The organism is Sorangium sp. So ce834, from assembly GCF_051521425.1.
Lineage (GTDB): Bacteria > Myxococcota_A > Polyangia > Polyangiales > Polyangiaceae > Sorangium > Sorangium cellulosum_D.
Window position 1 is genome coordinate 6,053,140 of the sequence record NZ_CP150351.1, and the last position, 21,850, is coordinate 6,074,989.

Annotated in this window: 16 protein-coding genes and 2 tRNA genes; 5 read left to right on the forward strand and 13 right to left on the reverse strand. The window is 73.8% G+C overall.

The window, feature by feature from the left end:
* Window positions 1-152: 152 nt before the first annotated feature.
* Window positions 153-1,049: an isoaspartyl peptidase/L-asparaginase gene (locus WMF20_RS21855; protein ID WP_437616477.1), complete on the forward strand. Its 897-nt coding sequence runs from the start codon at window positions 153-155 to the stop codon at window positions 1,047-1,049.
* Window positions 1,050-1,065: 16 nt separating this feature from the next.
* Complete coding sequence (locus tag WMF20_RS21860; RefSeq protein ID WP_437616479.1) at window positions 1,066-2,580, forward strand: phytoene desaturase family protein; 1,515 nt, start codon at window positions 1,066-1,068, stop codon at window positions 2,578-2,580.
* A gap of 27 nt (window positions 2,581-2,607) precedes the next feature.
* Here WMF20_RS21860 and WMF20_RS21865 read toward each other — a convergent pair whose 3' ends face one another.
* Together WMF20_RS21865 and WMF20_RS21870 are read right to left on the reverse strand one after the other, a co-directional pair.
* On the reverse strand, window positions 2,608-4,302 hold the full coding sequence (locus WMF20_RS21865; RefSeq protein ID WP_437616481.1) for a sigma 54-interacting transcriptional regulator: 1,695 nt from the start codon (window positions 4,300-4,302) through the stop codon (window positions 2,608-2,610).
* Window positions 4,303-4,531: 229 nt separating this feature from the next.
* Window positions 4,532-5,506, reverse strand: a complete 975-nt coding sequence (locus WMF20_RS21870; RefSeq protein WP_437616483.1) for a hypothetical protein — start codon at window positions 5,504-5,506, stop codon at window positions 4,532-4,534.
* Between the two features lie 269 nt (window positions 5,507-5,775).
* Here WMF20_RS21870 and WMF20_RS21875 point away from each other — a divergent pair, with 269 nt between their 5' ends.
* Together WMF20_RS21875 and murJ are read left to right on the forward strand one after the other, a co-directional pair.
* Window positions 5,776-7,332: an alkaline phosphatase family protein gene (locus WMF20_RS21875; RefSeq protein ID WP_437616485.1), complete on the forward strand. Its 1,557-nt coding sequence runs from the start codon at window positions 5,776-5,778 to the stop codon at window positions 7,330-7,332.
* A gap of 60 nt (window positions 7,333-7,392) precedes the next feature.
* On the forward strand, window positions 7,393-9,048 hold the full coding sequence (gene murJ, locus WMF20_RS21880; RefSeq protein ID WP_437616487.1) for a murein biosynthesis integral membrane protein MurJ: 1,656 nt from the start codon (window positions 7,393-7,395) through the stop codon (window positions 9,046-9,048).
* Here murJ and WMF20_RS21885 read toward each other — a convergent pair.
* On the reverse strand, window positions 9,017-9,619 hold the full coding sequence (locus WMF20_RS21885) for a protein-tyrosine phosphatase family protein (protein WP_437616489.1): 603 nt from the start codon (window positions 9,617-9,619) through the stop codon (window positions 9,017-9,019). The genes murJ and WMF20_RS21885 overlap by 32 nt on opposite strands.
* Window positions 9,620-9,906: 287 nt before the next feature.
* Here WMF20_RS21885 and WMF20_RS21890 point away from each other — a divergent pair, with 287 nt between their 5' ends.
* Window positions 9,907-11,421: a L,D-transpeptidase gene (locus WMF20_RS21890; RefSeq protein WP_437616491.1), complete on the forward strand. Its 1,515-nt coding sequence runs from the start codon at window positions 9,907-9,909 to the stop codon at window positions 11,419-11,421.
* 62 nt (window positions 11,422-11,483) lie between these two features.
* Here the strand turns inward: WMF20_RS21890 and WMF20_RS21895 are convergent.
* The 10 genes from WMF20_RS21895 to WMF20_RS21940 form a co-directional block, all read right to left on the reverse strand.
* Window positions 11,484-11,560 (reverse strand) — tRNA-Met (locus WMF20_RS21895).
* Window positions 11,561-11,686: 126 nt separating this feature from the next.
* Window positions 11,687-13,075 carry a TonB family protein gene (locus WMF20_RS21900; protein ID WP_437616492.1) on the reverse strand — a complete coding sequence of 463 codons (1,389 nt, stop codon included), beginning with the start codon at window positions 13,073-13,075 and terminating at the stop codon, window positions 11,687-11,689.
* Window positions 13,076-13,170: 95 nt separating this feature from the next.
* A complete protein-coding gene (locus WMF20_RS21905; protein WP_437616494.1) occupies window positions 13,171-13,974 on the reverse strand; it encodes a TatD family hydrolase in 804 nt (267 codons plus the stop codon).
* 8 nt (window positions 13,975-13,982) lie between these two features.
* Window positions 13,983-16,256 carry a PrkA family serine protein kinase gene (locus tag WMF20_RS21910; protein WP_129576189.1) on the reverse strand — a complete coding sequence of 758 codons (2,274 nt, stop codon included), beginning with the start codon at window positions 16,254-16,256 and terminating at the stop codon, window positions 13,983-13,985.
* Between the two features lie 153 nt (window positions 16,257-16,409).
* Window positions 16,410-16,886 carry a hypothetical protein gene (locus WMF20_RS21915; protein ID WP_437616496.1) on the reverse strand — a complete coding sequence of 159 codons (477 nt, stop codon included), beginning with the start codon at window positions 16,884-16,886 and terminating at the stop codon, window positions 16,410-16,412.
* Between the two features lie 261 nt (window positions 16,887-17,147).
* A complete protein-coding gene (locus WMF20_RS21920; RefSeq protein WP_437616498.1) occupies window positions 17,148-18,434 on the reverse strand; it encodes a serine/threonine-protein kinase in 1,287 nt (428 codons plus the stop codon).
* 13 nt (window positions 18,435-18,447) lie between these two features.
* Window positions 18,448-19,203: a zinc ribbon domain-containing protein gene (locus WMF20_RS21925; protein ID WP_129576192.1), complete on the reverse strand. Its 756-nt coding sequence runs from the start codon at window positions 19,201-19,203 to the stop codon at window positions 18,448-18,450.
* Window positions 19,204-19,238: 35 nt separating this feature from the next.
* Window positions 19,239-19,312, reverse strand: a tRNA-Ile gene (locus WMF20_RS21930).
* A 342-nt stretch (window positions 19,313-19,654) separates the two neighbouring features.
* Window positions 19,655-20,644 (reverse strand): formylglycine-generating enzyme family protein, encoded by a 990-nt coding sequence (locus WMF20_RS21935; protein WP_129576193.1) that lies wholly within the window; start codon window positions 20,642-20,644, stop codon window positions 19,655-19,657.
* Window position 20,645: 1 nt separating this feature from the next.
* Window positions 20,646-21,695, reverse strand: coding sequence for a formylglycine-generating enzyme family protein (locus tag WMF20_RS21940; RefSeq protein WP_437616501.1), 1,050 nt, complete (start codon window positions 21,693-21,695; stop codon window positions 20,646-20,648).
* Between the last annotated feature and the right edge of the window lie 155 nt (window positions 21,696-21,850).

Consider the following 21,850-nt stretch of genomic DNA (forward strand, 5'->3'; position numbering starts at 1 on the left):
TATCAGGAGCGCGGCAGGGTGTCGAGCGCAGCGGTCCTGCCCCGGAGCCGAGCGGCCTCCCCGCGCGGCGGCCCCGCGCCCGCCCCCCCGGCGGCCGCGCGCCCGGCCGGCTTCGCGGCGGCGCGCGGCCATGGTACGCGCAGGAGAACGACGTGAGATACGCCATCCTCACGCACGGCGGGGTGTCCGCGCCGCAAGACGGCGCGGACAGCTGCGCCAGGGCCGCCGACGAGGCGCTCGGCGCGCTCGACGCGGGCGGAGAGGCGCTCGCGGCGGCCATCGCTGCGACCGCGCGCCTGGAAGACGACCCGCGCCTCAACGCCGGGACGGGCTCGAACCTCCGCCTCGACGGGCGCACGATCGAGATGGACGCGGCCGCGATGGCCAGCGACGGGCGGTTCGGCGCCGTCGCGTGCGTCGAGCGGGTGAAGAACCCCGTCCTGGTCGCGGCGAAGGTGATGGAGACGCCCCACCTGATCCTCGCCGGCGCGGGCGCGACCGCGTTCGCGCGCCGGCTCGGGTTCGCCGACCACGATCCGGCCACCGAGGCGGCGCGCGAGAGGCACGACCGCGCCCTCGCCGCGCTGCGCGGCGAGGGGGGCGACGGCGACTCCACGAACGACGCGGCGCGGTTCCACGCGCTCACGGCGAAGCGGTTCTGGAACTTCGACGCCGAGCCGATCGAGTGCGACACGGTCGGGGCCGTCGTTCGCGACGCGCACGGCCGCTTCGCCGCCGCGGCGTCGACGGGCGGGTCGACCTTCTCGCTCCGCGGCCGCGTCGGGGACGTGCCGCTGATGGGCGCGGGGATCTACGCCGGCCCGCACGGGGCGGTGGCGGCGACCGGGGTCGGCGAGGAGATCGCGCGCCGCCTCCTCGCGCGGACGGTCTACGACTGGCTCGCCGACGGCGTCGCGCCCGCCCGCGCCGCGCAGCGCGGCGTCGCGATGTTCCCGGACGTGATCGCCGTCGGCCTGCTCGTGGTGGGGCGGAGCGGCCAGGCGATCGCCTCGAACCGCACCATGCCGAGCGCGCAGCTCGTGGGCTGAGGAGCCGCAGACGACGATGCAGAGCGGAGACCCTGATGTGATCGTGGTGGGCGCGGGACCGAACGGCCTCACCGCGGCGGCGTACCTCGCCCGCGCGGGCCTGTCGGTGCTCGTGCTCGAGGCCGAGCAGGAGCCGGGCGGCGCCGTGCGCACGCGCGAGGTGACGCTCCCGGGGTTCCGCCACGATCTCGGCGCGGCGTTCTTCCCCTTCGGGCAGACGAGCCCCGCGCTGCTGCCGCTCGACCTGCCGGGGGCCGGCCTCGTCTGGCGGCACGCGCCGATCGACAGCGCCCACCCGGCGCCCGACGGGACCTGCGCCTCGATCGCGCGGGACATCGAGGCGACGGCGAGGTCGCTCGGCGAGGACGGCCCCACGTGGCGCCGGATCGCGCGCTGGCACGCCGCCACGGTCGAGCGGCTGCTCAAGGCGCTCCTGTCCACGCCGCCCGCCCTCGGGGCGCTGCTCCGCTTCGGGCCCCTCAACCTGCTCCGCCTCGCGCAGGTGGCCCTCTCGAGCGGCCGCGGCTTCTCGACGCGCACGTTCCGGACCGAGGCGGCCCGGCGCGTCGTCCCCGGCCTCGCCCTCCACACCGACGTGGGCCCCGAGGACCCCTGCGGCGCGATCGTCGGCTTCATGCTCACCCTGCTCGCCTCGAGCGGCGGCTTCGCGGTGCCCGAGGGCGGCGCCGGCTCGATCACGCGCGCCTTGCTCCGGCGCATCGAGGAGCGCGGCGGCAGCCTCCGCTGCGGCGCCCGGGTCGAGCAGATCATCGCCAGGCAGGGCCGGGCCGTCGCGGTCCGGCTCGCGGACGGCGAGGAGATCAGCGCCCGCCGCGCCATCGTCGCCGACCTCGCGGCGCCGACGCTCTACCTGCGCCTGCTCGCGCCCGAGCTCGTCCCCGCCCGGGTCCAGCGCGCCATGCGCCGGTTCCGCCAGGGGTTCGGCACCTTCAAGATGGACTGGGCGCTCGACGGCCCGGCGCCGTGGTCCCACGAGGACGCCGCGCGCGCCGCGGTCGTGCACGCGGGCGACAGCCTCGAGGACCTCGCCGAGTTCACGCGCCAGGTGCGCGCCGGCGTCCTCCCCGAGCACCCCTACCTCGTCATCGGGCAGCAGTCGCTGGTCGATCCGACCCGCGCGCCGGCCGGGCGCCACACCCTGTATGCCTACTCGCGCGTCCCCTCCTCCATCGGCGGGGGCTGGGCCGCCTCGCGCGAGCGCTTCGCCGATCGCATCGAGGCCCGGATCGAGGAGCTCGCCCCCGGCTTCCGGCGGCGGATCCTCGCGCGGAAGATCTGGGCGCCCGACGACCTCGAGGCGATGAACGCGAACCTCATCGGCGGCGACCTCGGCGGAGGCTCGGCCGACATCCGGAATCAGCTCATCTTCCGGCCGGTGTTCCCCTACTTCCGCTACCGGACGCCGGTCCGCGGCCTCTACCTGGGCTCGTCGTACGCGCACCCCGGCGCCGGGGTCCACGGCGCGTGCGGGCACAACGCCGCGCTGGCCGTGCTGGAGGACGAAGGCTGAGCCGCCGGGGCTCCGCTCGCGCGCGCCCTACTTCGAGCGCGACGGCGGGCCGTCCCGGTAATCGGAGCGCTTCAGCCCGTGGGTGGTGATCTTCTCCTGGAGCGTGCGCAGCGGCATCCTGAGCCGCCGCGCCGCCATCGCCAGGTTGCCGTTCGTCGCGCGGAGGGCCTCGAGGATGATCTCGGTCTCCAGCCGGTCCATCTGCGCCTTGAGCCCGATCATCGGCCCCGTGCTGGTCGGCGCGATCTCGACGAGCGGCCGGTCCGGCGGCGGCGGCGTGGAGAGCCGGCGCGCCGCGAGGGCGTTGATGCTCTCCGGCAGGTCGAGCGGGGTGATGACGCTGCCCCGCGCGATGACGACGGCGCGCTCGATCGCGCTGCGCAGCTCGCGCACGTTGCCGGGCCAGGGGTACTGCTCCAGGAGCGCGAGCGTCTCGGGATCGATCGAGCGCACGTTGCGGCGGTGCGCCTCGTTCGCCTGCCGGAGGAAGCGCTGGGCCAGCGGCCCGATGTCCTCGCGCCGCTCGCAGAGCGGCGGGATGCGCAGCGGCACCGCGTTGAGCCGGTAGAGCAGGTCCGAGCGGAACGTGCCCGCCTCGCACAGCGCCTCGAGATCGCGGTACGTGGTCGCGACGATCCGCACGTCGACCTCGATCTCCCTGGTCGACCCGATGCGGACGATGCGGCCGGTGTCGAGGAGGCGCAGCAGCGCGGCCTGGGAGGACGGCGGGAGATCGCCCACCTCGTCGAGCACCACGGTGCCGCCCGCGCACGCCTCGAAGACGCCCTCCTGCGCCTGGGCGGCGCCCGGGAGCGCGTCGGCCTCGTGGCCGAAGAGCGTGCTCTCCAGGAGCTGCGCGGGTACGCCGCTGCACCCGACGTGGACCAGCTGCTTCTTGTGGCGCGGGCCGGCCTCGTGGATGAGCCGCGCGAGCACGTCCTTGCCGGTCCCCGTCTCGCCCTGGAGCAGCACGGGCGCCGACGAGCGCGCGAGGCGCATGGCGGTCTCGAGCACCGGCCGCATCGCGGGGCTGCGCATCACGAGCCCCTCGTCGCTGACCGCGCGCACGCCGCCCACGGGCGTCGGCCCGCCCATCAGGTTGTCGGCGCTCGGCAGGTGTCTCGGGGCCAGGGCGCGCGCGTCCAGCGCGTCGAGGTGGAGCACCGGCAGCTCCGCGCTCGCGATGACGCGCAGCGAGGCCGTGATCTCCCCGAGCACCACCTCGTCGCCGGGCTTCAGGATGCCCTGCTCCACGCGATGGCCGCTCAGGAAGGTGCCGTTCGTCGAGCCGAGGTCCTCGATGAGCACGTCGCCGCGCTGGAACGTGAAGCGCGCGTGGCGCCGCGACAGGCTGCGCTCCGGGATCGCGACGTCCGCGCTCGGATCGCGGCCCACGACGACCCCGACCCCCTCGTTCAGCCGCACCGTCTCGGCGCCGTGCCGGTGATAGATGATGAGCAGCACGTCCGGCTGCGTCCCGCGCTCGCGGCTCAGCTGGTTCAACGCGTCACGGACCTGCGACATCGCGATCGGATCCGTCACGCCCAGCTGCGAATCGAGCTGAGCCTCCTGCGCGTCGGGGTCTTCGGCCGGCGCGGAGCGCTGGGCGGCCGAGGCCTCGGCCGGCGACGCGTCGCCGCAGTGCCCCTCCTCGGGCGCGCCCGGCTCGCGGACGTCCGGCGACGGTAGACTCCTCGGAGCGGCCGGACGCGAGTGATTCATGCGTTCTCTCTCATGCGTGCCAGAGCAACCCCCGGCGCCGGATGCTGGTCCGCGAGCCCTGCTCGCGATCATCCTTTATCCCATGACCATAAGCCGCAGGTAGGCCGGCGCGCAAGGCGCGAGCAGGCGATCGTCGGCACTCGTCGGCACTCGTCGGCACTCGTCGGCGCCTCGGGCAGCCCCCCCGCGGCCCCTCGGCGCGCGGATCCTGAGCCGCGCCGCGCGCGGCTCAGGCGCCGCGCGCGACCTGCTCACCGGGGATCGGCGTGCGCGCGGAGGGCGTGGGCGGATCGTCGGGGCGGCAGTGCGCGGCGAAGCGCGGGCACGGGGCGTCCTCGATCGGCGGCAGCTCCGCGTAGCCGCGGGCGCCGGCGATCTCGTTGAAGCAGCGGCCGAGCCAACCTGGAATCACGAGCGCGAAGGTGCGCGCGAGCCGCCTGGGATCGTCCAGAGTGCGCAGCATCGCGTGGTAGGTGACCTCGCCGTAGGTCGCCTTGAAGGCGGCCGCCTGCTCGGGGCGCGAGAGCCAGCTCATGACGCCGGCGCGATCCGCCTCCGGATGGAACTGGACCGCCTCGACCCCCGGCGCGACCTGCAGCCCGAGGATCGCCCGGCCCTTGGAGATGCCGTCGCGGCTCTCGCGGGCGAGGAGCTGGCCCCCGAGGCCGCCCAAGCGGCGCTCGTCGAGGTTCACCGCCTCCCAGTTGCGGTGCTCGAAGGCGAAGAGGCGATCGCCGAACGGAGACAGCAGCGGGTGCTGCTGGCCGACCGAGGTCGTGTAGATGGGCATGACGCCGAACTTGCGGTCGGCGCGCGGGACCACGTCGGCCAGCCGGTAATGGTGGACGACGAGCTCGAACGAGTAGCAGATCGCGAAGAGCGCCCGCCGGTCCGCGCCCCCCTGGATCGCCGACTCGACCACGCCGTCCAGGAGGCGCGCGTAGTCGAGCGTCCACGGCTCGCCCTCGCCGTCGAACGGAGAGCCGGGGCCGCCCGACGAGAGGTACAGATCACAGTCCGTGGGGATCGGCGCGTTGGTGTCCCGGGGCGACACCTCGACAACCTCGCAAGATACGCCCGGATTGTGCTTCTGGACACGTTCGAAGAAGGCTGCGGCAAGCCCGCGCAGGCAGCGCATCGCCTGGTTCACGTGGCCATTGTTCATGTCGACGATGCACAGCCGCAGCGGCCTCAGCGGCCCCATCGACCGGCCGTTCTCGACGGTATCTGTCCCTGCTGGCGTAGGTGGGAGCGGATTCGAGCTCATCGGAAGGTGGCAGAGTGCAAACGTAGGCCCCCGCGATTTCTACCCATATCACCCGGCAGACCTCGCGAAAAGAAAGGTTTTCTTCGTTACGCCGGTGGTTACGCCGGTGTTCGCGGAGGGTCACGTGGGTTACTCGACGGTTACGTCGAGTCGAGGGACATCAAAAGTCCTTTCTCGGCCTCGGGTTCCTGAGGATCCTGTGTGTGATGAAAAAACAGAATGTACCGCCGCGTGATCCCCTGACCCGGCGGCATGTGCTGACGGGGCTCGGCGCGGCGCTCGGCGCCGCGACCTTCGGATGCAGTGCCACGGAGGGCGCGACGATGCTCGAGGACGCCGGCTCGAGCTCGGGCAGCTCGAGCGGGAACGACGGAGCCGGAGGAGCGGGCGGCGCTGGGGGAGCGGGCGGCGCTGGAGGAGCCAGCGACGGCGGCGGGGGAGCGGGCGGCTCGGGACCGGCGGGAGCTGGCGGCGCCGGCGGCGCTCCTGCGGATGGCTGCGTCGACACGGGGGGCCTGAGCCCCGCCGAGCTGCTCGCGCCGATCAGCACCATCGTCGTCCTGTGTATGGAGAACCGGTCGTTCGACCACTACCTCGGCTCGCTGCGGCTGAAGGAGGGCAGGCAGATCGACGGCCTGACAGGCAACGAGTCGAACCGGGCGCCGGACGGCGCGCTGGTCTCCCCCTTCCAGCTCGACAACTTCACGCCCGCCGACCCGCCGCACAGCTGGGACGCGGCCCACGCGCAGTGGAATCAAGGGATGAACGACGGGTTCGTCCTCGCTCACGCGGGGCCGGATCAGCGCGACGTGATGGGCTATCACGTGCGCGAGCACCTGCCGATCCTCTACGCGCTCGCCGACGTGTCGGCGATCTGCGAGCGCTGGTTCAGCTCGGTGCTCGGCCCGACCTGGCCCAACCGGTTCTTCCTGCACGGCGCCACGTCGAGGGGCGTCTCCAGGAACGTGCCGGTCACCCGCTTCACGAGCGTGTTCGAGCTGCTGAGCGACGCGGGGATCTCGAGCAGGAACTACTACCATGACGTGCCGTGGTGCTCGGGGGCGTACTTCAAGTTCAAGGGCGTCTCCGGGATCGAGCGCTTCTTCGAGGACGCGGCCGCGGGGCTCCTCCCCGCGTTCTCCGTCATCGATCCCCAGTTCTTCGGCGCCACCGCGAACGACGATCACCCCGACCACGACGTGCAGCTCGGACAGGTGCTCATGGCCAGCGTCTACAACGCGCTCGCGAGGAGCCCACAGTGGGGCCGGTGCCTGCTCGTGATCACCTACGACGAGCACGGCGGCTTCTTCGACCACGTGCCGCCGCCCACGACCACCGACGACGATCCGCTGTTCTCGCAGCTCGGCTTCCGGGTCCCGTCGATCGTCGCGGGCCCGCTCGTCCGGAGGGGCTGCGCGGTGAGCACCGTGCTCGATCACGCGTCGGTCATCCGCACGCTCGAGGCGCGCTTCGAGCTCCCCAGGCTGAACGCGCGCTCCGGCGGGGCGAACGACCTGTCGTGCTGCATCGACCCGGCGCTCCTCCGCGATCCCCAGGCGCCGATCGCCCTCCCCACGGTCGAGGTCTCCCTGTCGCGGCTGCGCTCGCGGACCGAGACCGGGATCTCCCAGCCGGAGCTGTGGGAGGCCGCGGAGCGCGGGGTCATCCCGCGGCACCTGGACCGCCGGCGCGAGGGGCCCGACGTCGCGCGGCGGGTGCTGGCGCACGCGGAGCGGCTCGGCGCCGCCAGGCTACGGGACTGAGCCGCCGGCCGGCCGGCGCCGAGGTCGCCCGGGGGCGGGAGGTCTGATAGAAGCGGCGCCGTGCCGCCCGACCCCGATCCGCCCGCCGCCACGCCGGCAGGGACCGCGCCGGCGAGCGCCGCCCTTGGCGCCGCCGCGGCGGCCGGCGCGAGCCGGCCGGCCGCCGGACCCGAGGCGGCGCCCAGCGCGGCTCGATCGTCGGCGATGGTCACCGCGGGGATCATCCTCTCGCGCCTGGTCGGGCTGATCCGCCAGCGGGTGACGGCGCACTTCTTCGGCACCTCCGAGCTCGCCGACGTGATCGCGGCGGCGTTCCGCGCGGGGAACATCACCCAGAACCTCCTCGGCGAGGGGACGCTCTCCGCCACCTTCATCCCGGTCTACGCGCGCCTCCGCGCGGCGGGCGACGCGCGGCGCGCGGCGCACTTCGCGCTGTCCGCGCTCGGGCTCCTGCTCGTCGCCGCCGCGGCGGCGTCGCTCCTCGGCGTGCTCGCGGCGCCGTGGCTGTCCTTCCTGGTCGCCGCGGGCTTCGACGAGGACAAGCTCGCGAGCACGACGCGCGTCGTCCGGATCATCTTCCCGATGACCGGCCTCCTCGTGCTCTCGGCGTGGGGGCTCGGCGTGCTGAACGCGCACCGCCGGTTCTTCCTCCCCTACGCCGCGCCCGTCGCGTGGAGCGCCGCCCAGATCGCGGGGCTGCTCGCCTGCGGGGCGTGGCTCGGCATGCGCGGGGAGCCGCTCGCCGAGGCGCTCGCGTGGAGCGCGTTCGCCGGCGCGGCGCTGCAGCTCGCGCTGCTGCTCCCCTCGGCCCGCGCGCTGCTCGGCGGGCTCGCGCCGCGCCTCGACGCCAAGGACCCGAGCGTCCGGGAGGCGGCCGGGAAGCTGCCCGCCGCGCTGCTCGGCCGCGGGATCATCCAGGTCTCCGGGCTGGTCGACACGCTCCTCGTGAGCTTCCTCGGCGCCGGCGCGAACGCGGCCTTCAACTACGCGCAGACGATCTACCTCCTGCCGATGAGCATCCTCGGCACGGGCGAGGCCGCGGTGGCCCTGCCCGAGATGGCGCGCGACACGGCCGAGGCGGACGTCGCGCGGCGCAACGAGGCGCTGTCGCGCCGCCTCGGCGCCTCGCTCGCGCGGATCACGGTGCTGACCGCGCCGGCGACGGCCGTGTTCCTGGTGTTCGGGCGGGAGCTCATCACGCTGCTGCTGCAGACCGGGACCTTCGATCGGGCGTCGACGGCGCGGGTCGAGCCGCTCGTGGGCGCGTACGGGCTCGCGCTGCTCGGGAACGCCGCGGGGCGCGTGCTGATCACCGCCTCGTTCGCGCTGGGGGACACGAGGACGCCGGCGCGCTACGCGCTCTACCGCGTGCTCGTCAGCACCGCCGTCGCGCTCCTCCTGATGCGGCGGCTCGACGTGCTCGGCGTGGTGCTCGGCGCCGTGATCGCCGGGTGGGTCGAGGCGATCGCCCTCGCGCTGCGCGTGCGGCGCGAGATCGGCGGGCTCGGTCTGGATCAGATCCGGATCGGCCGCGTCGCCGCGCTCACGGCGGTCTCGGTCGGCTGCGGCGCGGCGCTCCGGGCGGCGCTGCCGGAGGCGATCGCCGCCACGCCGTGGGGCGCCGCGCTCATCCTCGCGGGCTGCGGCGGGGCCTTCGCGGTCGCGGCGCCCGCGCTCGGGCTCTTCAGCCTGCGATCCCTCCTGCGCAGGAGGTGAGCGCCCGCGGCGCCGCGCCCTCGCGGTGCCAGGCGACGTAGCGCTCGACGAACGCGCGCTGCGCGCGGCTCAGCGCGACGCGCGGCCGCTGCCGCTCGAGCAGGGCGATCGCCTCGCCGACCTCGAGGCCGCCGCGGGTGGCGAGGTAGCAGAGCGCGATCGTGACGCTCCGGCCGACGCCGCTCGCGCAGTGGACGTGGACGCGGTGGCCAGCGCCGAGGTGGCGCTCGAGGAACGCCACGCCGCGCGCGGCCTGCTCGAGCGTGGGGGCGCACATGTCCCAGCACGGGACGCGGAGGTACTCGACGCCCGCCGCGCGCAGCGCGAGCACCGGGTCGTAGAGCTCGCGCGACACGTTGATCACCGCGCGGACATCGAGGCGCCGGAGCTCGGCGACGTCGCCGGGGAGGAGGAAGCCGCCGATGAGGAGGTTCGGGCTCACCCACGTGCGCCACGGGTGCCGCGGTCGGAACGACGCGGCGGCGCGGCGCAGCGCCAGGAACGCATAGAAAACCGCGGCATAGGGCGCGAGCAGGAGAAACACCAGCGCGGGGCGGAGGCGCACGGGCATCTCATGGCGTCGGCGCGCGCGCGGCGCCAGCGGCCGGGCGGCGCGCGCGCGCCGCGCAGCGCCCTGGAACTTGGCCCAGGGCGCGCAGGTCGGGCATGCGTCGGCCGATGCCGCTCGCTTCCATGCCGACGGAGCCCTCCCGGCCGGTGTCGCCCCCGGACCCCGGGGCGCCGCCGCCCTGCGCGCGACACTCCGCGCGCGGCCAGAGGCCGCGTCGCCTCGACGGGCTCGCGAGCCTGGCCGTGGTGCTGGCTGCCCTGTCCGGCTGCAAGGCGAGAGGCGCGTCGGTGGAGCTATCGAAGGACGAAGCGGGCGACGGCGACGAGCCCGAGGTCGTCGCGCTGCCCGCGGACGGGCCCAAGCTGGTCGCCCTGCGCGCGGGGACACCCGTGCTCGCGCGCCCGCAGGCGGGCGCGCGCAAGCTCGGCGAGCTCCATCCTGGCGCCGCCGTGGTGCGGTCGTCGGAGCCGTACGGGCGCGCGGGGTGCAGCGGCGGGTGGTACGCGATCCGCCCCCGCGGCTTCGTGTGCGCGGGCGACGGCGCGACGCTGCACACCGAGGTGGTCGCGGTGCTGCCGGCGCCCCCCGACCTGTCGCGGCCCCTGCCCTACCGCTACGGGCGCGCGAGGACGCAGGGCACCCCGGCGTACTCCGTGGTGCCGAGCCGCGAGGAGCTGCGGCGCGCCGAGCCGGATCTCGAGCGCCACCTCGAGCGCGCGCAGCGCAGCGACGCGCAGCTCGGCGCGTCGGCCAACGACGTCCCGCTCGACGAGCGCGGCGTCGCCACCGGGCCGCCGGTGCTGCTGCCGCAGCGGCACGGCGTCGGCGAGGACGGGCGGAGGACCGAGTCGGGCTACTTCGTGTTCCCGCTCGCCGACGCGATCGCGCCGCTCCCGCCCCTCGCCGCGCTCGGGATCGAGCTCGGCGCGAAGGACGGCGCGCCCGTCGACCTGCGCGCCGCGACGAAGACGGCGGCGCTGCGCAAGGGCAGCGGGGTCGCGATCACGCGCACCTTCACGGCGGGAGAGGCCGAGGGCCGCAGGCTCGGCGTGACGCCGGACGGCCGCCTCGTCCCGACCGATCGGCTGCAGGCCGTGCTCGGCTCGCCGTGGCACGGCCTCGACGTCGAGGAGGTCGGGCTGCCCGTGGCGTTCGTGCATCGCCACGACGTCACCACGTGGTCGATCGGCCGCGGCAAGGCGACGCCCAACGACGAGGAGCTCGAGCGGCGCACGGGCGTGCCGCTCACGGGCAAGTTCAGGACGGTGGACGGCACGCGCTTCGAGGAGGCGCGCGACGGCTTCTGGCTGCGCGCGCAGGACCTCGTCGTCATCGTGCGGCGCTCCAAGTTCCCCGAGTTCGCCAAGGGCTCGCAGCGCTGGCTCGACGTCAGCCTGGCCAACCAGACGCTGACGGCCTACGAGGGGCAGAAGCCGATCTACGCCACGCTGATCTCCTCGGGCCGCGATCGGCTCCGCGACCCGGAGTCGAGCGCGTCGACGGCGCGCGGCACCTTCCGCGTGAGGAGCAAGCACGTGACGCGCAACATCGATCCGCGCGAGGTCGCCGACAGCTTCGACGTCGCCGACGCCCCGTGGGTGATGGACTTCGCGCCGGGCCACGCGATCACCGGCATGTACTGGGGCGCCGGGGTCGGCGAAGCGCAAGGCTTCCACGACATCGCGCTGACGCCCATCGACGCGCGGCGCATCTTCCTGTGGGCCGAGCCGGAGCTCCCCGACGGCTGGCACGCCGTGCACAGCGGCGGCGAGGAAGGAACCCTCGTCCACGTCCGACCTTGAGGAGCATGTCGCAAGCGCTGGCACCCGATTCAGGGATACCAGCGGACGACTGTCACCATTTCTGGTGCCGAAGGAGGGAATCGAACCCCCGACCCGGCGCGTATGAAACGCCTGCTCTAGCCAGCTGAGCTACTTCGGCAAAAGTGAGGGCGGACTAGTACCGCCCCGTCCCCACCCTGTCAAGCGATGTCTTGCGCGGGGCGACGCTGTCGACGCGCTCGGGCGACGCGTTCGGGCGACGCGCTCGGGTCGCGGCGCGCATCGTTCATCGCTCATCGTTCATCGGCCGCGCGGGGTGTTTCGGCAGGACGGCGGGGTTCCTGGCCTCGAAGGGCATCGACCACCGGAAGCTCTCGCCGAGCTCGGGGGGCACCGGCGGGTACGGCGCGCCGCGCAGCACCGCGCGCCGGCAATTCTCGTCGAACTCCGGGATGCCGCTCGGCCGCGTCACCGATGCGCTGCTCACGGTCCCGTCCGCCCGGATCACGAACGTCACGATCACGGTCCCCTGGAGCCCCTCGCCCGCGGCCCACTTGGGGAACGCCTCGGCCCAGAGCGGGTGCAGCTTGGCCATGACCTGCCGCATGTAGAGGCTGCGGCGGCGATCGAGCGGATCGTCGTCGAGCAGCCGGCCGCGCCCGGAGCCGAGCGCGCTGGAGCGCGCGCCGCTGCCCGCCACGCCGCCCGAGCCGGTCGCGCCCGGCCCCGCCTCTCCGCCCCGACCGAGCCCGCGCGCGCCGCCGGCCGAGCTCGCATGGACGAGCGACTGGATCGCCGTCGCCACCTCCTGCTCGCTGTCGACCGTGTCGTTCGGGCGCCCCGCGACGTCGGCGGGGACCGAGGGCGTGCCGGTGGCGACCATCGGCCGCGCCAGCGGGACCGCCGCGCTGTCGCGATGATCCGCGCCGGGCCGCCCGTCGCGCACGCCGAGCCCCGCGGACGCGCGCTCGCCCCCCTCCACGGCCCCGCCGGCCGCGCGCGGCCTCGCTCCGAGGGACAGCGTCGCGCCGGACGCGTCGGCCGCGCCCTCGGCGCCCGCCGGCCGCGCCGCGGCGCCGAGCGCGCTGCCCCGATGCTCGGGCGCGCCGCTCTCGCGCGCCCCGATCGACGGATCGCGCTCGGCCGCGGCCCGTCGCTCGGGCCGGCTGCCGACGCGGCCGCCCGCGAGGAACGTGAGCTCCATGGGCTCCCGGCTGGCGCGCCAGTCCTCGCGCGACGCGCGGCGCGACGACGAGCGGATGCGCTGGATCTGGCTCCTGTCGAGCCGCGAGCGGACCTCGGGCGACAGGAAGGTCGCGTCGTCCCTGTCCGCGAGGTTGAGCGCGGGCAGCTCGGCCGCGTCCGTGCCGCCGCGGCCGCGCCGGCCCGTGTCCGGCCGCGCCGCGGCTTCGCCTCCGCCGCGCGCGAGGCTCGCGGGCAGGTCGGGCGCGACCGCCGGCGCGCCGTCGAGCGTGCCGTCCGAGACCACCGGCAGCTCGATCTCGATCGGCGCGCTCAACGCGGCCGGCGCGCCGGCGGTGCGCGCGACCGTCACCTCCTGCGTCGAGAGCGAGCCCGCGACGATCGCCGCGCCTGCCCCGACGAGCCCGGCGTGTGCAGCGACGGAGAGCGCCCACGCGGAGGCGATCCGGCGGCCGTCGCGTGATCGCTGCATCGTCCTGTCACTATGCCTCGAAACGAAGACGAGGCGAGCCCGGAGGCGGAACCGGCGGAAGGAGCGCGGCGCTCGTATCCGACGTCGTGCGCGTGTCAGACGGCGGGCGCGGCGGGCGCGTCGCCCTTCGGGAGCCGCAGCCGCCGGCGGGTGTTCTCCGCGGTGCGCGCGGCGAGCGCCTCGAACGGCTCGCCCCGGAGCTCCGCGACGAAGCGGGCCGTGTGCAGCACGTGCCCCGGCTCGCACCGCTTGCCGCGGAACGGCACGGGCGCGAGGTAGGGGCTGTCGGTCTCGACCAGGATCCGGTCCCCGGGAGCCCACGCGGCGACCTCCTGGATCGCGCGCGCGCTCTTGAAGGTGACGATGCCCGAGAACGAGAGATCGAAGTCGAGCGCGAGCGCCCGCTCGGCGAACGCGCGATCCTCGGAGAAGCAGTGGATGATGCCGCCCACGTCGCTCGCGCCCGCGCGCTCCAGGATCGCGAGCGTGTCCTCCGGCGCCTCGCGCGTGTGGACGACGATCGGCTTCTGCACCCGCCGCGCGAGGCCGACGAGGTCGGCGAAGACGCGCTGCTGTGTGTCCTTCGGCGAGTGCATGTAGTGGTAGTCGAGGCCGATCTCGCCGACGGCCACGACCTCGGGGCGGCGCGCCAGCGCCTCGAGCTCCGCGAGCATCCTGTCATCCAGGGCGGAGGCGTCGTGCGGGTGGACGCCGACCGCGGCGTGCACGTCGGCGCGCCGCGCCGCCAGATCCGCGGCGAAGCGCGCCGCGGACAGATCCGCGTCGACGCCGACGACCACGAACGCGTCGACGCCGGCGGCGCGCGCGCGGTCGAGGACGGCGTCCGCGCCCTCGCGGAAATGGTGAGGATCGACGTGGCAGTGCGAGTCGATGAGCATGCTTCGGCTCAGGTGACGAGCTCCGCGAAGCGCGCGCGGAGCAGCGCGCTCGCGGCGTCGAGCGCGCAGCGATCGCAGTAGCCCATTCCGCGCAGCCGCTCCAGCGCGCGCGTCGCGTTCCTGCGCTCCTCCTCGCGCAGCTCGCCCCAGCCCTTCTCGGACTTGCCGTCGCCCTGCGCGTCTCGGAGGAGCGCGACGAGGTCGCGCACGAGCAGCGCCACGCCCTTGCGCCGCTCCGTGAACACCGCCTCCCGCAGCTTGCGGATCTGCTGCGGGAACACGACCGCGTTCACGATCTTCTGGCCCGGGTGGTCGATGGCCCACGCGGCGATCGCCGAGATCAGGCCGCGCCGGTGGTCGTCGTGCTTCGTGCGGACGCCGAGCAGCGCCTCCACCTCGCGCATCATGCGCTCGTCCGGGTTCTCGAAGTCGCCGGTGTGCGGGTTCCGGATCTTCTCGCCCTTCACCCAGACGCCGACGTGGGAGATGTACCGATCGAACAGCTCGGCGTAGCGGGTCTCGTCGACGAGGCCGCTCGCCGACCGCATCTCCTCCTCGATCGTGTCGAGCAGGCGCGTGCGCACGACCTCGCGGAAGAGCCGGTGGTCGTGGTAGCCGCCCGCGAGCTGCTTCTCCTTGAGCCAGTCGTACTCCGCCTGCCGCTTGCAGAGCGCGTCGAGCTCCGAGAGCACGGCGAACGGCGAGAGGCACGCGTGGTCCGGGCTCTGCGCCGCGTCGAGCAGGAGCGTCCGCACCTCGCGCGGCGAGACGCCGAGCCGCCCCTCGAAGTCCACGGACGCGTCGCTCTCGTGGTAGATGGCCTCGATGCCCGCGCGCAGGACCTTCTGCGCCTCGGCGTCGAACCGCTCCGGCGCCGTGCCCGTCGCGAACAGCTCCATCTTCTCGACCGCGGTGAGGCTCGACACGAGCGGCGCGAGCGCGTCGGGGTACCGCTTCGCCTCCGGCTGGCGCATGCGGGTGAGCACGGCGAACTGCGCGGCGACGCGCGTCGCGTGCGGGGCGACGTGGCGGGTCACGAACGGGACGATCTGCGCGTCGTAGATCGTCTGCTCGTCGAGGTAGCTCCGGAGGTAGGGCGCGCGCAGGAGCTCGAAGCGCCCGCGGAAGCTCGGGAACTCCGGGTGCTCCCGGAACGCGTTGAGGTGCACGTCGTTGGCGCTGCCGACCATGACGACGTTCGTCTGCACCGTCTGCTGCGGCAGGCTGACCTCGCCGGTCTCCAGCGTGAGCTGGAGGTAGCGGAAGGCGTCGAGCGGGCGCTTCAGGAGATCGCTGAACTCGAGCACGCCGCCGGCGGCCTCGATGAGCTCGCCGTGCGCCTCGAAGAGCGTCGTCGCCTGGAGGGAGGTCGGCAGCGAGGCGAGCGAGCGATCCGCCGTGATCTGCCGCTCGCCGGCGTCGACCGAGAGCTCCGGGCCGATCGTGACGGCGCCGACGCGGTAGCGGCGCGAGATGAAGTACCGCTCGACCTGGACGTGCCGCAGCGTCTCGGCGAGCGAGCCGTTGCTCGCCACGAGGAGCGCCTCGAAGACCTGCTGGTTCTTGTGGGACAGCTTGCCGCTCATCAGCCACTCGGGCGGCGGCTCCGTCGCGCCGGCGTCCTCGTAGAGCTTCAGGATGAGCGCGCGCCGCTCGCGCACCGGGAGCAGGAACAGCGGGTGGTCCCGGAGCTCGATCACGAGCCGCGCGTCGATCTGATCGTCCTCGAGGTGGGCGTAGCTCGTGCCGTCCGCGGCGCTCGCCTTCACGTCGCCGCCGAAGCCGATCGATCCGCGCGTCGTCTTGCGGCTCGGGAAGACCCAGTGGAAGCGGTACAGGGCGCCCTCGTCGAGGGTCGAGTAGTGCTCCAGCGCCCGCAGGATGCAGGCGGCGAGCGTGCTCTTCGCCGAGCCGTTCGGCCCGTGCATCAGGATGAGCCGGTTGGCCCTGCCCTCGCGCACGAAGTTGCAGAGCACCCGGTAGACCTCGGCCTGGAGCTCCTCGTGGCCGATCAGCGCGAAATCCCGCCCGTGATACGCGGCTGACGACGTCGCGCCCTGCTGCGCCGCCCCGGCCGCAGGGAGCTCCCACGGAAGATCGAACAGCTGGAAGCGGGTCAGCTCACCCCAGGGCTTCTTGATCGTCCGCGTGCCGAAATGATCGAACATGTCGCGGACGTAGCGAGCCGCGTCGCGCCCGAAGCGGACCGGGTTCGAAGCGAACAGCTCCAGGTACTGCTGGAAGGAGAGGACCCGCTGCTCTTCGTTGAAGCGCCGGGCCATCGATGTGGCGATGGCGTCGAGCTCGGAGAGGGCCTTTCGAGCCCGCTCCGCCGCACTGCCTTGAACTGTCTGGCTGGGGCCGACCGCGCTGGGCTGGCCCCCCCGGCTACCGGAGGTGTCGTTATTCACGTGAGGCCGAGTTTACCGTTGTGCCTACTGCACGTCGATGACCGCCTCGAGCTCCTGCTTCTGCATCAGGCAGTTCGCGGCGCTACAGATGCTGAAGGAGAGCACGCCCGCCACCTTGGCCTTGCCCTTCTTGGCCGCGACGAACGGGACCTTGAGGACGCCCTTGTTCTCCTCGAACGCGCCGTCTTCTCGCTTGAGCAAGGGCTTCGGGTAGGTGACGCCCTCGGCGGCCGGCTCAGTGACCTTGAACTTGATGGGGTATTTGTCGTTGATGTGGTAGTCGCCCTTCGACAGGAGCGAGACCTCGACGACCCCCTCCTGGCCGGCCTTGTACGTCCCCGCCGGCTTCATCTCGAGGGTGTAGACCGCATCCTCGACCTTCGATTTTCCGCCCTGGGGTGATGCCGCAGGCACATCCGCGACGCCGCGGGAGGTCGCCGCTTCGCTCTGGCTACACCCCGAGCCGACGACGGTGAGCCCGGAGAGAGCGATCAGGCACATCGCGGCGGGGAGAGGCTTGCGGGTCCGAGTTGAAGGATGAGTGCTCATGGTCAACACAAATAACACAGCGGCGGCTTCCACGCGAACAGGGGGCCCCCCGAGCCCGTGAGGACGGGCGCAGGCGCTGCGACGGCCTCACGCGCCGCGGCGCTGCGACGGCCTCACGCACCGCGGCGCTGCGACAGCCTCACGCACCGCGACAGCCTCACGCGCCGCGGCGCTGCGATGGGCGCGCGATCGGAGACGTCTCCAGCCGCGATTTCAGCGCGAGATCAGCAGGGCGACGAGCGCACAGAGCAGCACGGCCACGCTGGCCACCGCGGGGACGACCCACCGCGGCAAGCGCTGGGGCACCCCCATGACGATATCCTCGGCGAACGCGTCGGCGGCGCCCGTCGACGGCGCGGCGACCGCGGCGGCGACGGGCGATCGCTCGGCGCCGGCAGCGGCAGCGCCGGCGAGCGGCGCGCCGGCGCTCGCGGCCCCTTGCGGGTGGCGGGCCAGCACGGCCGGCATCGCGGCGCGGATCCGGGCCGCGAGCTCCTTCTGCGGCATGTGCGCCCAGTCGCGGTGAGACCCCGCGAGGCCGTACGCCTGACCGACGCGATCGGCCAGCAGGCCGACGGACGGGAGGCGCGCCTCCGGGCTCTTCATGAACGCCTCCTCCATCACCGGATCGAGCGACGCGGGCACCCCGTACGCCTTGCCCGCCACGCTCGGGGGCGGCGGGTTGCTGCCCATGATGGCGACGAGGATCATCGGGCCGGTCGGCGCGTGGAACGGGACCCGCCCCGTGACGCACTCGAACACGATCGCCGCGACCGACCAGACGTCGGCGCGGTGGTCGAGCGCGAGCAGCCCCTGCGCCTGCTCGGGCGACATGTAGAAGGGCGAGCCGATCGTCGTGCCGACGACGGTCAGCTTCTTCGCGCCCTCGCTGTTGTCGCGCACGCTGCCGAAGTCGAGGATCTTCACCCGGTCGCCGTCGTGCGTGCCGACGAGGAAGATGTTGTCCGGCTTGAGATCGCGGTGCACGACCTTGCGCTCGTGGGCCTCCACGAGGCCCAGCGCCACCTGCGACAGCATCCGCACGAGGCGCTCGGGGGGCAGCACCTTGTCGCGCTTCAGGACCGTCCGCAGCTCCTCGCCCTCGAGGTACTCCATCACCAGCGCGAAGCTGTCGTCCTCGGTCCTCTCGAAGGCGAGCACCTCGACGATGTGCTCGTGGGGCAGCGACGCGCTGACCTCGAACTCGCGGTGGAAGCGCTCGACGCTCACCTCGTCGAGCGCGATTTCGGGGTGGAGGATCTTCAGGGCGACGCTGCGGCCAGCGTGGAGATCGAGCGCCTGATAGACGCGCCCCATGCCCCCGTCCGCGACGATGCGCCAGACCTGATAGCGCCCGCCGCAGAGCGTCGCGCCGACGCGCCGGTCGTCCGGGTGCCGCGGCGGCGAGGCCTGCGCGACCGGGATGAGGCGCTGCCCGTCGATCGGGCAGAAGCCGCTGTCCTGTGAGAAGAGCCTGAAGCAGGCGGAGCAGGTCTTCAAGCCGCACCCGGGGTCAGGCGCGGGAGGGGTCCGCGGCCGGCGAGCTGCCCGGCGCGGGCTCTGGCGGCATGTAGTAGAGGATCCGGTTGCAGTTCGGGCAGCGCTCGAACTCCTCCTGGCGGCGCATCTTCTGGAACATCATCGGCGGCACGGACAGGTGGCAGCCGAGGCACGTGCCGTCGTAGGTGCGGGCGATCGCGACGGGCCTGCGCGTGCGGATCGACTCGTAGCGACGGTACAGGACGACCGGCAGCTTGCTGACCACCTGCTGGCGCGCCTCGGCCCGCTGGGCGCGCTCGGCCTCGAGCGCCGCGAGCGACGCCTGCGTCCCCGGCGCGCTGCCGTCGATCGCCCCCGCGAGCTCGACGCGCTTCGCCTCGGCCTGCTCGATCGCCCCGCGCGCGCCCTCGGAGGCGGCGTTCAGGCGCTCGATCTCTTCCTCGCGGTCGCGGTGCAGCTTGCGCAGCTCCTCGATCTCACGCTGCGCCGCGTTCGACTCGCGCTCGTTGCGGGAGCGCTGCAGCTTCTCCCGCGATCGCTCGATCTGGCTCGACATCTGGCGGAGCTCGACGACGAGCTCGGAGCGCGTCTTCTCCATGACCGCCAGGGTCTCCCGATCGGCCTTCAGCCGCTCCTCTAGCCGCTTCAGCTCGGACCGCATCCCTTCCAGGCTGCCGCGCTGCTTGTCGAGCTGCTCATCGATGCGGCGGATATCGCTGTCGATGGCCGACAGCTCTTCGAGGAATGCGATCTGCTCGCGGATGCTCACGTGCTTCCTTGTCTCCTTCTGTTTCGTGGCTTTCGTGGGCCCACCTGGACTCGAACCAGGAACAGCCCGGTTATGAGCCGGGGGCTCTGACCGATTGAGCTATAGGCCCTGGTGCACGAGCGAAGCCCTCTCGGGTCCGCCCACTTTCGCACCGGCCGACAACGTAGTCCAAGCGGCGCGCAGTTGGAAGGGGAGCGCTTCGACCGCCCAGGTTCACGGCGGCGCCGCGGCGGTCCGGGGCGGCTCGGCCGCGCGAGATCGCGGGCTGCGGACGGCGCTCGCCCCGCAGCGGACGGAGCGCGCAGTCGACGGCGCTCGCCCCGCGGCGGACGGCGCTCGCCCCACGGCGGACGGAGCGCGCAGTCGACGGCGCTCGCCCCGCGGCGGACGGCGCTCGCCCCGCGGCGGACGGCGCTCGCCCCGCGGCGGACGGCGCGCGCCCCGCGATCGCTCACGGCCCCTGCCGCCCGGCCGGATCGGCCATCGTGCTGCGGCGCGGGATGCGGGCCGTCTTCGCGGCGGGGGACACGGCCTTGCCCCCGTCGAGCGCGTCGGCGCAGCAGCGGAACCCGACCTGATAGAAGCGGAACCACCGGTTGTGCGTCGAGGTGACCGGGCGGCATCGCGAGCGGATCGGCCCCCAGTACCCGCCCTTCAGCGTCGATCGAAACGGCTGCTCGTCCAGGTGGCCGAGCTCGTTGTTGACCCACTCGTCGACGTTGCCGGTCATGTCGCGCACGCCGAAGGGGCTCACGCACCGGTGCATCTCCCCGGACGCGACCCGGCGGTCGAGCCGCTCGACCTCCGCCGAGATCTTCCAGGGGTCGCCGAACACCTCGAGCACGGGCATCGCGATCTTCCTGTCGATGTTGCAGGCCTCGGGATCCCGAGCGATTCCATAGGGATAGGGCCACATCTGCGGGCCCTCGCACGCGAACTCCCACTCCTCGCCGGAGCAGAGCCGCTTGCCCTCGACCTCGCAGGCGCGCTTCGCCTCCAGCCAGTTGACCATCACCGCCGGGCGGACGCCCTCGATGTTCGGGTACTCGAAGACGTCGATGCAGAAGCGCCGGTGCTGGAGGCGCCCCTCGCAGAGGACCTCGGGCTCGAACCGCGCGCAGATGTCCTTCTCCTCGTCGATGTAGGAGGCGCAGTGGTGGCCGACGTAGGGGCAGTAGATGCCGTCCACGAGCACCATCCCGCCGAGGCACGCCGTGGCGCTCGCCGGGTTGACGCGCACGTACGCGGGCAGCGGCGGCGGCGGAGGGGGCGCGAGCGCGGGCGCGGGCGGCGCAGGCTCCGGCGGCGGGACGCTGGCCGGCGGCGCCGCGCTCGACAGGTCGAGCGGCTCCGGCCGCCTCTGGAAGCGCGGGGCGAAGAGGAGCGCGCTCACCAGGGCGGCGACGGCGAGGGCGGCGAGGAAGGCGAGGCGCTCGCGCATGTCAGTCGTACACGCCGTCCTTCTCGCGGTCGCGCTCGATGAACGGCCGCGGCGGCGGCGTGACGACGCCGTCGATCGTGTCCGCGCAGCAACGGAAGCCGGCCTGGTAGAACCTGAAGGTCGGCCCGTGCCCCCCCGTCGTGAGGCGGCAGGTGTTCCGCACGGGGCCCCAGTAGCCGCCGTTGAGCGTGGCCGGGCGCGACGTGCCCGGATCGTCGGCGAGGTTGTCGGTCCACTCGTCGACGTTGCCGGCGAGGTCGTACGCCCCGTAGGCGCTGATGCAGTTGGGGTGCGATCCGATCGGATCGGCCTGCCACAGCCGCGCGATCTCGCCCTCGCGGGTCTCCTCGTCGACCATCGCGCCGATGTCGAACGCGATCGCCGCGCGATCGATGTTGCAGGGGCTCGGCGTGCGCACGAATCCCCAAGGATAGGGCAAGCGCTTCGGTCCTTCGCAAGCGAGGATCCACTCGGAGCGCCGGCAGAGCCGCTTGCCGATCGAGGCGCAGAGCGACCTCGCCTCGTGCCAGTCGACGTAGACGCGCGGGAGCTCGCCGACCCGGTTCGGCCACTCGTGGCGGTCGATGCAGAAGCGCCGGGGGTCCACGGCCGCCCGGCAGCGCGCGCCGCGCGCGTACTCGGCGCAGCCGTGGCCGATCCCGTCGCCGGCGCGCGCGCAGACATACGGGAGGGACGGGCAGAAATCGCCCTCCACGAGGGTCATGTCGGCCGGACACGCGGCGCGCGCCGCCGGATCGTCCGCGAAGCGGTCGACCGGCGGCGTCGCGGCGGCCGGCGCGCCCCGGGGGACCGGCGCCGGCTCGGGGGGCGAGCCTTCCGCGGACGCCGCCGGCTCCCCCGGGCGAGCGGGCGCGCCGGACGCCGACGGCGGGGAGGCCGGCGCGGCGGCCTCCGTGGCGCGCGGCGCGGCAGGCAGGGCCGCGGAGCGCCCGGGCGGAGCGGGCGGCATGAGCAGCAGCGCGTCGAGCTCGGGGGCGTACCGCGCGAGGAGCGCGACCGCGCCGAGCGCAGCGCCGGCGCCGACCGCCATCAAGATGCTCCTAGGTTGCGCTTCCACGTCACCCCGCGCGCCCCCTCATAGTCCAGCTCGCGGCGCAGCGACGTGAGAAGAATTGCAGGACCTCCGGAAGACCATGTCCGGCGCGGCGCGTCTCGACGCGCTGCGCGCCGGAAGAACGGGAAGAC